The organism is Serratia sp. HNCC26DJ244 (assembly GCF_057180565.1).
On record NZ_JBXUGO010000025.1, the window covers coordinates 1 to 13,866 of the forward strand.

General features: G+C 51.5%; 12 protein-coding genes. 8 read left to right on the plus strand and 4 right to left on the minus strand.

The window, feature by feature from the left end:
• Positions 1–472: 472 nt before the first annotated feature.
• The 5 genes from AC2A06_RS16515 to gsiD all read left to right on the plus strand — a co-directional run bounded on the left by AC2A06_RS16515 (position 473) and on the right by gsiD (position 6,691).
• Positions 473–1,009, plus strand: a complete 537-nt coding sequence (locus AC2A06_RS16515; RefSeq protein ID WP_484380988.1) for a DUF924 family protein — start codon at positions 473–475, stop codon at positions 1,007–1,009.
• 340 nt (positions 1,010–1,349) lie between these two features.
• Positions 1,350–3,227, plus strand: coding sequence for a dipeptide ABC transporter ATP-binding protein (locus AC2A06_RS16520; RefSeq protein ID WP_484380989.1), 1,878 nt, complete (start codon positions 1,350–1,352; stop codon positions 3,225–3,227).
• A gap of 23 nt (positions 3,228–3,250) precedes the next feature.
• On the plus strand, positions 3,251–4,786 hold the full coding sequence (gene gsiB, locus AC2A06_RS16525) for a glutathione ABC transporter substrate-binding protein GsiB (RefSeq protein WP_484380990.1): 1,536 nt from the start codon (positions 3,251–3,253) through the stop codon (positions 4,784–4,786).
• Positions 4,787–4,852: 66 nt separating this feature from the next.
• Positions 4,853–5,773, plus strand: a complete 921-nt coding sequence (gene gsiC, locus AC2A06_RS16530) for a glutathione ABC transporter permease GsiC (protein ID WP_484380991.1) — start codon at positions 4,853–4,855, stop codon at positions 5,771–5,773.
• 12 nt (positions 5,774–5,785) lie between these two features.
• Positions 5,786–6,691: a glutathione ABC transporter permease GsiD gene (gene gsiD, locus AC2A06_RS16535; RefSeq protein WP_484381030.1), complete on the plus strand. Its 906-nt coding sequence runs from the start codon at positions 5,786–5,788 to the stop codon at positions 6,689–6,691.
• Positions 6,692–6,733: 42 nt separating this feature from the next.
• Here gsiD and fghA read toward each other — a convergent pair whose 3' ends face one another.
• Together fghA and AC2A06_RS16545 are read right to left on the minus strand one after the other, a co-directional pair.
• Positions 6,734–7,576 carry an S-formylglutathione hydrolase gene (gene fghA, locus AC2A06_RS16540; RefSeq protein WP_484380992.1) on the minus strand — a complete coding sequence of 281 codons (843 nt, stop codon included), beginning with the start codon at positions 7,574–7,576 and terminating at the stop codon, positions 6,734–6,736.
• A gap of 32 nt (positions 7,577–7,608) precedes the next feature.
• Positions 7,609–8,733 carry an S-(hydroxymethyl)glutathione dehydrogenase/class III alcohol dehydrogenase gene (locus AC2A06_RS16545; RefSeq protein WP_484380993.1) on the minus strand — a complete coding sequence of 375 codons (1,125 nt, stop codon included), beginning with the start codon at positions 8,731–8,733 and terminating at the stop codon, positions 7,609–7,611.
• A 198-nt stretch (positions 8,734–8,931) separates the two neighbouring features.
• On the opposite strand from AC2A06_RS16545, the gene AC2A06_RS16550 reads away from it, so the two are divergent.
• From AC2A06_RS16550 to yeiB, 3 genes are all read left to right on the plus strand, one after another.
• A complete protein-coding gene (locus AC2A06_RS16550; RefSeq protein ID WP_484380994.1) occupies positions 8,932–10,089 on the plus strand; it encodes a YbfB/YjiJ family MFS transporter in 1,158 nt (385 codons plus the stop codon).
• A gap of 236 nt (positions 10,090–10,325) precedes the next feature.
• Complete coding sequence (gene folE, locus AC2A06_RS16555; protein WP_484380995.1) at positions 10,326–10,985, plus strand: GTP cyclohydrolase I FolE; 660 nt, start codon at positions 10,326–10,328, stop codon at positions 10,983–10,985.
• A gap of 76 nt (positions 10,986–11,061) precedes the next feature.
• Entirely contained in the window at positions 11,062–12,246 is a 1,185-nt protein-coding gene (gene yeiB / locus AC2A06_RS16560; protein ID WP_484380996.1) for a DUF418 domain-containing protein YeiB, read from the plus strand.
• Between the two features lie 92 nt (positions 12,247–12,338).
• Here the strand turns inward: yeiB and AC2A06_RS16565 are convergent, their stop codons facing one another.
• Positions 12,339–12,866: an isochorismatase family protein gene (locus AC2A06_RS16565; protein WP_484380997.1), complete on the minus strand. Its 528-nt coding sequence runs from the start codon at positions 12,864–12,866 to the stop codon at positions 12,339–12,341.
• Positions 12,867–12,968: 102 nt separating this feature from the next.
• On the minus strand, positions 12,969–13,724 hold the full coding sequence (sanA, locus tag AC2A06_RS16570) for an outer membrane permeability protein SanA (protein WP_484380998.1): 756 nt from the start codon (positions 13,722–13,724) through the stop codon (positions 12,969–12,971).
• Positions 13,725–13,866: the final 142 nt, after the last annotated feature.

A 13,866-nucleotide genomic window follows, 5' to 3' on the forward strand; every position in this document is an offset into this window, starting at 1 on the left:
CGTCTGTAGCAGCCGGCCGTGATGCGAAGTGATGTAGTGAAGGGAGTCGCGCAGCGACCGACTGATTTGGCAAAGGCGCGGGTTATCAGGGGCCACGCCTTTGGCCCCTGATTCGGTCGCAAGCGCAATAAGTTTATAAGATGGAAAACGTAAGGCGACCGAAATTTGACACAGTAAATGCAAGATAATGAATTTTTTTTCTATTTTTATGCATTTTTCTTAAAGAATATGTTGTGGGGATTCCTCAGGTCAGGAACCGATTTGAACAGCGCTTTCGCTGATCCACAGAGTGAACCTCGTGGAAGATGTTTATTAATTTCTACGAGACATAGCCCACGATGTGACTAAGATGAGTGAGGGCAGCCCAACCCTACTGCTTGAAGGGTGACGGGAAGATGCCAAATGAGGCCAACAACCGTGTGGCAATGACTGTCGGACAATAACTGTGTGAGAGTAACTAACAGGAGCAACTATGTATAAGCAGGTATTGGATTTTTGGTTTGAAGAGATTGACCCGCGCATGTGGTTTAAGAAAGATGATGAGTTTGATCGCTTGTTGCATCAGCGCTTCGGCCAGTTGTGGCACGCGGCAGCGCAGGGGGAACTGGCCCATTGGCGTGAGACGATTACTGGGCGATTGGCAGAAATTATTGTCCTTGACCAATTTAGTCGGAATTTGTTTCGCAACACGCCACGCTCCTTTTCCTGTGACGCTATGGCGTTGGTGCTGGCACAAGAAGCGATCTCCAGCGGATTAGACACCACGTTGCCTGATGTACAACGCGGTTTTCTCTATTTGCCGTTTATGCACTCTGAATCTGCGCTGATTCACCAGCAGGCTTTATTGCTCTTTCGCCAATTAAATAATGCTAATCAGTTGGAGTATGAGATACGCCACAAAGCGATCATTGACCGCTTTGGTCGTTACCCCCACCGCAACGCGATATTAGGCCGTGAATCAACGCCTGAGGAACTGGAATTTCTACGCCAACCGGGGTCGGGTTTTTAACGGTTTTTTCAAGGAGGATAAACGGCTAGAGGTGTTGGTGCTACAGCGCCTAACCAGGTTGACTGCTTATTAACAGACTGATAATACGTTGTTTTTATTCTATTCAGTTATTTCAATGCACAAAAAATTCTAAGTAGACTCATTTTAACCCTTGCTGACAAGTTTGTGCTTTACATCCCTTGCCGCGCTAAATATAGTCGAAAAACGGCGAATAATTATTATCTCCCTGTTTCTCATAGGGCATTTAACCTGGCCATGGCGTTCACGACCAACGCGTTGGCGCTCTCATTGATATACATGTAATGGGTACCTACCACTGAACGTTTATCGGGAAAGGGACATGACCGACACCGTTATTTTACCATTGGGCACCAGCGAACTGATATTACCGCCACAGCGCGTGTTAGCAGTGAGTCATCTTGGGGTGCAATTTCGTCAGGAAGATCAAATCGTCGAGGCGGTTCATGATCTCTCTTTTGAGGTTGACCGTGGGGAGACCTTGGCGATTGTCGGTGAATCGGGATCCGGCAAGTCGGTCACTTCCCTGGCATTAATGCGCTTGGTGGAGCAGGGTGGCGGTGAGTTAACCCAAGGGAGTCTCTATTTCCGCCGTCGTAACGGGCAGGTGCTGGATCTGGCCAAGGCAAAACAAGGCACTTTGCGGACGTTACGTGGTGCTGATATGGCGATGATCTTTCAGGAACCGATGACGTCACTTAATCCGGTATTTCCGGTTGGCGAGCAGATCGCGGAATCCATACGTTTACATCAGGGAATGAATCACCGTAGCGCCCGGCAAGAAGCATTGCATATGCTTGACCTGGTGCGTATTCCTGAAGCAAAAAATGTACTGGATCGTTACCCACATCAGCTATCTGGCGGCATGCGTCAACGGGTGATGATCGCCATGGCATTATCGTGCAAACCGGTATTGTTGATTGCTGATGAATCCACCACGGCGCTGGATGTCACTATTCAGGCACAAATTCTGCAGTTAATCCGCGTATTACAGCAAGAAATGCAGATGGGGGTGATCTTCATTACCCATGATATGGGGGTGGTGGCGGAAATTGCTGATCGCGTCCTGGTGATGCGTCAGGGGCAGAAGGTGGAACAAGGGAATGTCGGTTCGCTGTTTGCTGCACCACAGCAACGCTATACCCGTGAATTGCTGGCGGCGGTACCTCGTTTAGGGGCGATGGCGCAGAAAGACTTTCCGGAAAAATTCCCTTTACTGGGGGACCAACAGGCAGAGCAGCCGCAAGATACCATACCGGCTGGCGCTACGCCGATCCTGCAGGTAAAAGCGTTAAGCACGCATTTCGATTTACGTAGCGGCATCTTCAACCGTGTTACACGCCGTGTCCATGCGGTGGAGAATGTCAGTTTTGATCTCTACCCTGGCGAAACCCTGGGGTTGGTGGGGGAGTCGGGTTGTGGTAAATCCACCACCGGCCGTTCATTACTCAAGTTAGTTGAGAGTCAGCACGGCACTATTATTTTCAATGGTCAGCAGATCAATCAATTGCAAGGTTCGGCCTTGCAGCATCTGCGGCGTGATATTCAGTTTATTTTCCAAGACCCTTACGCTTCCCTTGATCCGCGTTTGACGGTGGGCTTCTCGATTATGGAACCGTTGTTGGTGCATAACGTTGCTCGGGGGGAGAGTGCAGAAAAACGCGTCGCCTGGTTATTGGAGCGTGTCGGATTGAAACCTGAACATGCGCGGCGTTACCCGCACGAGTTTTCCGGCGGGCAGCGCCAGCGTATCTGCATTGCCCGAGCGTTGGCGCTTAATCCGAAAGTGGTGATTGCCGATGAAGCGGTGTCAGCATTGGATGTTTCCATACAGGCACAAATCGCCAATTTACTGCTCGATTTGCAGCGTGAACTGGGGATTGCCTTTCTGTTTATTTCCCATGATATGGCAGTGGTAGAGCGTATTTGCCACCGCGTGGCGGTGATGTATCTGGGGCAGATAGTTGAGATTGGCCCACGTCGTGCGGTGTTTGATAACCCACAACACGCCTATACCCGTAAGTTGATGGCGGCGGTGCCGGTGGCTGATCCGGCTTATGAACGTCAACCCCAGCCACTGCTGGTGGATGAAATACCCAGCCCGATCCGCGCGCTGGGGGATGAACCCGTTACTGCACCGTTAGTGCAGGTGGGGCCCGGGCACTTTGTGGCTCGGCACCCTATCGCCGGTGCATTTTAGCCTTGCTCAAGAGGAAGAGCCTTATGAATAAGCAAAAACTCCAGCGTCATCTTCTGGCCACGGTACTGTTGGCGATGACTGCGGGCCCAGCCTGGGCCGCCAAAGATGCGGTCATTGCTGTGGCGTCCAACTTCACCACCCTCGATCCCTACGATGCTAACGATACTTTGTCGCAGGCAGTAGCCAAATCCTTCTATCAGGGGCTGTTTGGCTTTGATAAAGACATGAAACTGGTGAATGTGCTGGCAGACAGCTATCAGGTGAGCAGCGATGGCTTGACCTACACCGTCAAGTTGCATCCCGGGGTGAAATTCCATGATGGCAGTGCTTTCGATGCCGCCGCAGTGAAAGTGAATCTCGATCGCGCCAGTAATCCTGATAACCACCTTAAGCGCTACAATCTGTTCAAAATGATTGATAAAACCGAAGTGGTGGACCCCAGCACGGTGAACATCGTGTTGAAAACACCATTTTCTGCCTTTATCAACAACCTGGCACACCCGGCAGCAGTGATGATTTCACCTGCTGCCCTTCAGCAGTATGGTAAAGAGATCGGTTTCCACCCGGTGGGTACCGGGCCATACCAGTTTGAAACCTGGAACCAGACCGATTTTGTCAAAGTGAAAAAGTTTGATGGCTATTGGCAAGCTGGCTTGCCGAAGCTCGATAGCATCACCTGGCGTCCGGTGGTGGATAACAACACCCGAGCGGCGATGCTGCAAACCGGTGAAGCCACCTTTGCTTTCCCGATTCCTTATGAGCAGGCCAAGGTGCTGGAGAAAAACGACAAGTTGGATCTGGTGGCCGCGCCCTCCATCCTGCAACGTTATATCAGCCTGAATGTGACGCAGAAACCGTTCGATAACCCGAAAGTACGTCAGGCGCTGAATTATGCCATCAATAAAGATGCGCTGATTAAAGTGGCTTTTTCAGGCTATGCGGTACCAGCAGAAGGGCCAGTGCCACCGGCCATCGATTTTGCTACCCGCTATCAGCCTTGGCCATACGACCCAGCCAAAGCGCGTGAACTATTAAAAGAGGCCGGTTATCCCGATGGCTTTACCACCACACTGTGGTCCTCCCATAACCACAGTACCGCGCAGAAAGTGCTGCAGTTTGCCCAGCAACAATTGGCGCAGGTGGGGGTGAAAGTGAGCGTTACGGCGATGGATGCTGGGCAGCGCGCAGCACAGGTGGAAAGCGTGGGGGTGAAGGATACCGGGGTGCGGATGTTCTATACCGGTTGGTCGGCTTCCACCGGTGAGGCGGATTGGGCACTTTCGCCACTGTTCTCTACCCAAGCGGCACCACCCAAACAGTTCAACACCGCTTTCTACAGTAACCCACAGGTAGATAAAGATTTGGCTGATGCCTTGGCCACCACCGATCGCACGCAAAAACAGGCGCTGTATAAAGATGCGCAGGACCATATCTGGGCAGATGCCCCATGGATATTCCTGGCCACTGAACGTTTGCTCTCGGCCAATAACAAGCAGTTGAGCGGTTTCTACGTGATGCCAGATACCTCATTCAACTTTGATCAGGCAGATATGAAATAGCGCAGGGCACTCCCTGTTGGGCTGGAAAGCCCAGAGGGAGTGATGGCCTGAATCTGGATATGCGTAATGCTTAATTATTTTATAAAACGCCTGCTGGGCTTGATCCCAACACTGTTGATCGTAGCGGTGTTGGTGTTTTTGTTTGTGCATCTGCTGCCGGGGGATCCGGCACGCTTGGTGGCGGGGCAAGATGCCGATGAAACCGTGGTCCAATTGGTGCGTCAGGATTTAGGGCTGGATAAGCCATTGCCCCAGCAGTTTGTGCATTTCCTGGCCAATATAGTGCGAGGGGATTTTGGTACCTCGATGGTTTCCAAGCGCCCAGTAAGTGAAGAGATTGCTTCGCGTTTTATGCCAACCTTCTGGCTCACGCTGGCCAGCATGATGTGGGCGGTTATCCTGGGTATGGCGATTGGTATCGTTTCTGCGGTATGGCGTAACCGTTGGCCAGATCGCTTGGGGATGACACTGGCCGTTTCTGGCATCTCTTTTCCGGCTTTTGCTTTGGGCATGCTGTTGATGCAGGTGTTTTCGGTTAATCTCGGTTGGCTGCCTGCCGTGGGGGCCGATAGCTGGCGACATTATATTTTACCCTCTATCACCCTGGGTGCGGCGGTGGCGGCAGTGATGGCCCGGTTTACCCGTGCTTCGTTTGTGGAAGTGATGCAGGAAGATTATATGCGTACCGCTCGTGCCAAAGGGGTGCGAGAGTCGTTGGTGATCGTCAAACATGGGCTGCGTAACGCCATGATCCCGGTGGTCACCATGATGGGGTTGCAGTTTGGTTTTCTGCTTGGTGGCTCGATTGTTGTCGAAAAAGTATTTAACTGGCCGGGGCTAGGGCGTTTACTGGTGGACTCGGTGGAAATGCGTGATTATCCGGTGATTCAGGCGGAGGTATTACTGTTTTCGCTGGAGTTTATTTTGATCAATCTGTTGGTGGATATGCTGTATGCGGCAATCAACCCTTCAATTCGCTATCAATAGGCAGGCCGCATGATGAAGTATTGGCGGCGTAATGCTGCACTTAAGGCCATGCCGACTATCAACCCTGATAGGGTGCGTACACCGTGGCACGAATTCTGGCGTCGTTTTCAGCGCCAGCCGCTGGCCATGTCGGCGGGGGTGTTTGTACTGTTAATGATTGTTGCTGCCTTGTTGGCACCTTATCTGGCCCCTTACGATGCGGAAAACTACTTCGATTATGACCGGCTCAACGAAGGCCCTTCGCTGGCCCATTGGTTAGGGGTTGATTCATTGGGGCGGGATATTTTCAGCCGCATCCTGATGGGGGCACGAATTTCCTTAACTGCCGGTATCTTCTCGGTATTGCTGGGGGGCGTGATCGGTACCGTGCTCGGCTTGTTGGCGGGTTATTACGAAGGCTGGTGGGATCGCATCGTGATGCGCATTAGCGATGTACTGTTTGCCTTCCCGGGTATTTTGCTGGCCATCGGTGTGGTGGCAATTATGGGGAGCGGCATGGCAAATGTGATTGTCGCGGTGGCTATCTTTAGTATCCCGGCGTTTGCCCGCTTGGTGCGTGGTAATACCTTGGTGTTGAAGCACCTGACCTATATTGAATCTGCCCGCAGTATTGGTGCTTCTGACTGGACCATTATGTTGCGGCATATTTTGCCCGGTACCATTTCGTCAATTGTGGTTTACTTTTCCATGCGTATCGGTACGTCGATTATCACTGCGGCCAGTTTGTCGTTTCTTGGGCTGGGGGCTCAGCCACCGACCCCGGAATGGGGTGCCATGCTTAATGAGGCGCGGGCAGATATGGTGATTGCTCCGCATGTGGCGATTTTCCCAAGCTTGGCAATTTTCCTTACCGTGTTGGCGTTCAACTTGTTGGGTGATGGCTTGCGAGATGCGTTGGATCCTAAATTGAAAGGGTGAGCCATTTGTTGTATTTCCCCTCTTTGCAGAGGGGAAACGCCATCATTTGATCAGATGCTCGGCATGAAAGCGCAGATGATCCTCGATAAAAGTGGCGATGGTGAAGTAGCTGTGATCATACCCAGGTTGCATGCGTAGCGTTAATGGCCAGTCAAGCTGCTGGGCCAGTTTAACCAGCGTGGCGGGTTGCAGTTGTTCGGCAAGAAACGGGTCGGCATCGCCTTGGTCGATCAGCACCGGTAGTTTCTCCGCACCATTGGCCAGCAGATGGCAACTGTCGTACTGCAACCACTGGCTTTCATCATCACCCAGATAAGCCGCCAATGCCTTGCGGCCCCAGGGCACCTGACAGGGATTGACGATTGGGGCGAAAGCGGACACGGAATGGAAACGTTGCGGATGGCGAAAGGCTATCATCAGCGCCCCATGTCCCCCCATCGAATGACCGGCAATCGACCGCCGATCACTGACGTTGAAATGCTGCTTAATCAACGCCGGCAGTTCGTCACTGATGTAGTCATACATGTGGAAATGCCGATCCCACGGAGCTTGGGTGGCATTGAGATAGAACCCCGCGCCTTGGCCCAGATCGTAGTTCTCATCATTGGGTACGTCATCACCACGTGGGCTGGTGTCTGGCATCACCAGGATCAATCCTAACTCGGCGGCAATACGTTGGGCACCGGCCTTCAGCGTAAAGTTTTCATCATTGCAGGTCAGCCCAGAAAGCCAGTACAGCACTGGCGCTGGGCTATTATCATACTGTGGCGGCAGATAGAGGCTGAAGTTCATATGACAATTCAGACTCTGCGCTGTATGACGGTAACGTCGTTGCCAGCCACCGAACAGTCGGTGCTCTTCAAGAAGTTCTAGTGACGTGTTCACCCTCAGCCTCCTGGCTTATTTATCGAAATGGCTTATTCATCGAAATGGATCACTGAACGGATCGATTTGCCTTCATGCATCAGCTCGAACGCGTGGTTAATTTCATCCAGCCCCATGGTGTGAGTAATGAAATCATTTAGCGCGAACTCACCGTCCAGATAACGTTGCACGATACCCGGCAACTGGCTACGGCCTTTCACACCGCCAAATGCGGAACCGCGCCACACGCGCCCGGTGACCAGTTGGAATGGGCGGGTAGCGATCTCTTCGCCCGCCCCGGCGACACCGATAATCACCGATTCACCCCATCCCTTGTGGCAGCACTCCAACGCGGAACGCATCACATTGACGTTGCCGATACACTCAAATGAGAAATCGACGCCACCGTCGGTCAGTTCTACGATCACTTCCTGAATCGGCTTAGGGTAATCGTTCGGGTTGATCAGGTCGGTGGCACCCAGTTTACGAGCCAAATCGAACTTACTGGTGTTGATGTCAATGCCAATGATGCGGCTGGCACCGGCCATTTGAGCACCGATGATCGCCGAAAGCCCAATGCCACCCAAACCGAAAATGGCCACCGTATCGCCTGCTTTTACCTTGGCGGTGTTGAGCACTGCGCCCATCCCGGTGGTGACCCCACAACCCAGCAGACAGACCTCTTCCAACGGGGCTGCTTTGCTGATTTTTGCCAGTGAGATTTCAGAGACTACCGTGCGTTCAGCGAAGGTTGAGGTGCCCATATAGTGGAAAATGGGTTTGCCATCTTTAAAGAAGCGGGTAGTGCCATCGGGCATCAATCCCTTGCCTTGAGTGGCACGGATCGCTTGGCAAAGGTTGGTTTTGCCGGATTTACAGAATTTGCACTCGCCACACTCCGGTGTATACAGCGGGATAACATGATCACCCACAGCGACGCTGGTGACCCCTTCACCAATCGCCTCGACGATACCAGCACCCTCATGCCCGAGGATCGCCGGGAATACGCCTTCAGGATCTTTGCCTGACAGGGTATAGGCATCGGTGTGACAAACACCGCTGGCCACAATCCTCACCAACACTTCACCTTTCTGCGGCGGCATCAGATCGACTTCTTCTATTGTCAGCGGTTGGTTTGGGCCCCAAGCCACAGCTGCACGGGTTTTGATCATGTCCATTCTTATTTCCTTGTGTAATGTACTTGGGTATAAACACCAGCTCACGTTGCTTGGCGTGGTGGTCGCTAACTAAAACAGGTTTAAGCGATAAGTATGCAGGGTATAGTGAGGTATTTCACGCTATAACATGATTCATTTTTTGCGTAATTTGCGCTGCGGCATGATGGCGGCAACTTTTTTAACCGATTAGGGATATTCATGGCGTTAAGAATTGCTTTGAGTGGTTTTATTGCACTGATTGTGGCAATGGGTATTGGCCGCTTTGCTTTTACGCCGCAGGTGCCGTTGATGATTGCAGAGCATCAGTTCAGCCTGACGGGTGCCGGGTTGGTAGCGGCCCTGAACTATCTGGGGTATCTGTTCGGGGCTTATGACGCCATGCGTGCCAGTCATCATGTGGAGCGCCGTTTGTGGTTAGGGATAGGGGGAGCGGTAGGGCTGACCTTGTTTTCTGCCGTGATAGATGGCGTATGGTGGCATGGTGCGGTGCGTTTTGCTGTGGGTTGGGCAAGTGGCTGGTCGCTGGTACTGGTGGCTGCCTGGGCTAACGAGCGCTTGGCTCATTATGGTCATCCGGCGCTGAGTGCTGTGGTATTCGCTGGTCCTGGTACCGGGATCTTTATCAGCGGTATGTTAGCAGTAGCAATCCATAGTTTGGCCCTGAGTGCTTCACAAGCCTGGTTGGTTTATGGCGGATTGGCTTTGGTATTGGCGGGGATGATTAGCGTTAATCTGCCACGGGCGGGCGAGTGGCACCGTCCTGATGAGCCTGTAGTTCTACTGGTATTGACCCCTGCGCTGAAGCGCTTGGTATGGAGCTATAGTCTGGCGGGTTTCGGTTATATCTTGCCAGCGACATTTCTCTCACAAATGGCTACGGTTCGTTTTCCTGGCAGTCTGTTTGCTCAGTTTGTTTGGCCAGTTTTTGGTGCTGCTGCGGTGTTGGGCATTATTATTGGTATCCTGACTCGTCATCAACTGACCACGCAAACCCGTTTGGCCATCACTTTATGGGTTCAGGCATTGGGAGTGTTGAGTGCGCAGGTCGTACCGGGGATCTCTGGCCTGATTCTGGGGGCGCTGTTAACGGGGGGAGGGATGATGAGTGTGGTACAACTGGCGATTCAACATGGCCGAGAATTGGCACCTAATCATGCCCGTTATATGGCTGGATTACTAACCACGGGTTATGCGGTTGGGCAACTGGTGGGCCCGATGCTTTCAGCACTGTCCACGGTCTTGACCCACAGCCTCGAGCCGGCCTTATATGTGGCAGTGGCCGGGTTGGTAATTGCTGGTCTGTTAGTGATTAATACACCAACACGTGCCATGGCATGCAAGTCAACATTGCCCTGATTGAATTCAATTCAATCAGAAGGGCTCATATCAATCTACTGTGAACTGATTGCAGAAATTTCATTCCAGGATGAAATACAATCACTGGATAAAAGACGCATTCTCATTTAGAGTGGAACGAAATATGATCGGGCTCACGTTCTATACCCAAATAATTCAAATGGAATTAACAAGCTGACAGTTTGGATCGAAATGAGTATAGGTAGGGTCAAGCCGTCTGCTGGAGAGATATCGCCATGACATTATTAAGCAAAGAAGCTGCACTGGTTCACGCTGCACTTGAGTCGCGTGGGTTGGAAACCCCACTGCGCGGGGAAATGCTGGACAGTGAAACACGCAAGCGCCGTATTCAAGAGCATATGACGGAAATCATGCAGTTGCTGAATCTTGATTTATCCGATGACAGCCTGGCTGAAACCCCGAAGCGCATTGCGAAAATGTATGTTGATGAAATATTTTCCGGTTTGGATTATGCCAACTTCCCGAAAATTACGCTGATCGAGAACAAGATGAAAGTGGATGAAATGGTGACGGTGCGTGATATTACGCTGACCAGCACCTGTGAACACCATTTTGTGACTATTGATGGTAAAGCCACGGTGGCTTATATCCCTAAAGATTCAGTGATTGGCTTGTCGAAGATTAACCGCATTGTACGGTTCTTTGCGCAGCGCCCTCAGGTGCAGGAGCGGATGACTCAGCAGATCCTGCTGGCGTTGCAAACCCTGTTGGGTACCAACAATGTGGCAGTATCGATTGATGCCGTGCATTACTGTGTTAAAGCCAGAGGCGTGCGTGATGCCACCAGTGCCACCACCACCACCTCATTGGGCGGATTGTTCAAGTCCAGCCAAAATACCCGGCAGGAATTTCTGCGTGCGGTACGCCATCATTAATTATGATGCTAGTATAAGGGTATAAAGTCAGGCGCCAATAGGCGCCTTTTTAGTGAACCTGGCACCGCGGTATACAATGAACACCACTAACCCCATCTCTCCGCGCCCCCGTATTGCCACGCTGGATTACGCACGCGGTATTTCTGTGCTCGGTATTTTATTGATGAATATCTCGGCCTTTGGTTTACCGAAAGCTGCCTACCTGAATCCCGCTTATCTTGGTACCCCCTCAACGCCTGATGCCTGGACTTGGGCGGTGTTGGATCTGCTGGTACAGGTGAAGTTTCTGACCTTGTTCGCGTTACTGTTTGGTGCCGGATTACAACTGTTACTGCCACGGGGTAAGCAGTGGATCCGTGCCCGCTTATCCTGGTTGGTGCTGTTTGGTTTGGTGCACAGCATCTTTATGTGGGATGGCGATATTCTGCTGATCTATGGGCTGATTGGCCTAGTGTGCTGGCGGATGGTGCGAGATGCCGCAGATACTTATAGCCTGCTGAAAACTGCTGTAGTGCTGTATCTGATTGGTGTGGCACTACTGTTGCTGTTGGGTTTACTGCCCCACGGTGAACCGAGTAGTTTCTGGTTGCCCAGTACTGCTGAATTGCAATATGAGAAATTCTGGAAACTCCAAGGGGGCGTGGAAGCCTGGCGCAACCGCCTCGATCAGCTCTCTTCTACCCTGTTGGCGATGGGGGTGCAATATGGTTGGCAACTGGCGGGTCTGATGCTGCTGGGGGCCAGTTTGATGCGCAGTGGTTGGCTGAGTCACGCTTATCCTCCTGCCTACTATTTACGTCAGGCGGCTTGGCTGATTCCCCTCTCATTGTTATTACAACTACCCGCTGTAGCGTTGCAATGGCGGTTAAATTGGGATTACCGTTGGAGTGGTTTTCTGCTGCAAGTTCCCCGGGAGCTCGGCTCACCCTTGCAGGCGATGGGCTATTTGGCACTGATTTACGGTTATTGGCCCAAGTTATCAAAATTGCGTATCAGCGCGGGATTAGCACTGGTTGGGCGCATGGCGTTGAGTAGTTACCTACTGCAAACCGTGGTCTGCACCACACTGTTCTACCGTTTAGGGTTTTATCAGCAATTCGACCGCTTACAACTGCTGGCGATCGTGCCCTTGGTCTGGTTGGTTAATCTGTTGTTTTCCGCATTCTGGTTACGCTATTTCAAGCAAGGGCCAGTTGAGTGGCTATGGCGAAAGTTGACTTCTCTGGCCGTGGGGAAGCCCGGCGCGCCCACAGTGGAATAAAAGCGTCGGTATGTGATGGAGTATGGCATGCATGGATGTTTTGGCTTGGCGCGTCAAAACGCCCCGCCCAATGTTTAGAGCGGGGGATGACGTTACAGCAGTGCTGTTGAATTCACCAGCGGAACCCGGGTGGAGACGGCATTTAAGGCGATCAGATGCAGTATTTCACTGACGGTGGTGCAGCAGTCCGGTAATATTGAAACCGCATATTTTTCCGCTGATTTTGAAATGGCAGTATGGGTGACACAGTTCTGCGTCATCATGCCGCAAATCCACAGATCTGTTGCGCCCAACTTTTGTAACTCTTGTTCCAACGTCGTGGCGAAAAAGCTATCGGCAAAGGCTTTCTTGACCACAATGGCATTAGGGGCCGCAGCAACAATTTCAGCATGATTATCGGCACCGGGGGTGTTTTCATTAAAGAATGGCGCAATCCCTTTACTGCTATCAGCAATATGTTGTACCACAATCACCGGAATATTTGCCTGATTGGCTTTATTGATGGCCGCTTTGATATTTTCCAATACCACTTCCGTGTTCCACAGCGGGAATTTACCCTGTGGGAAGTAATCATTCTGTAAGTCGATCACAATCAGTACAGGTTGGCTATGTGTAGTCATAAGAATCACTCTCCTTGGTGGGGAATAGCATTGCCATTAAAACTGGCGCAATGTGCGCTAATAATACCGACAATTAGAGTCTAGCCATAAAGGATCAAATGCTCAGTTCTTTTTTTCTACCGGTGCGGTGCTCTGCTTTTCTGCTGCTAGTTTTTGTTCTAATTCCACTAACTGTTCCGGCGATACGGCAGGGTAGCCCTGTGCGTTTTCAGGTACCTCGTGCAGAGCAGAGATGGGGATTAACGGGCCAAGGAAGCGTGGTTCACGCTTGAGGATATAGAGATCAGTCAATGCGCCCAAGCGAGCGAAAAGCTCCCGTGCACGTACCGTCATGATATTTTTGGGGGAGGGCACCGCATAGCATTGCGCTTGAATCCCCATATGCAAGGCAATAAACAGGGCGCGTTCGCAATGGAAGCGTTGAGTAATGATAATGAAATCGTTGGTGTCAAAAACTTTACGGGTACGCACAATGGAGTCGAGGGTACGAAACCCGGCATAGTCGAGCACGATATCGCTTGGGGGCACGCCGGCAGCAATCAGATCACGACGCATGGTCATGGGTTCGTTATAGCTTTGTTGAGCGTTGTCGCCACTTAACAGCAGGTACTTTACCTTTCCGCTGTTATAGGCGTTGATCGCCCCTTGAATACGGTAGCGGTAATATTGGTTGATCACCCCACTACGATAATATTTGGCGGTACCGAGAACCACACCCACCTGACGTGATGGGAGCGCTTGCAGTTCATCGTAAATATAAGGGGCCGTTTTCCAGCTTATCCAGCGATCGAGCGCAAAAGCTGCCAGCATCAGTATTGAAATGATGGATAACAAGCTAATTATTAGGCGTCTAAACATATCGATGCCTTATGCGCGGGGTTATCGGGATAATTTCAAGGCTACTGTACCTGTACCGTAGACGCAAGCGATGTGCAGCAGACAGCGGGCGTTATGCGTTATTTTTCAGCAATCTTGGATATCTCTCCGGGCAGAACCGATT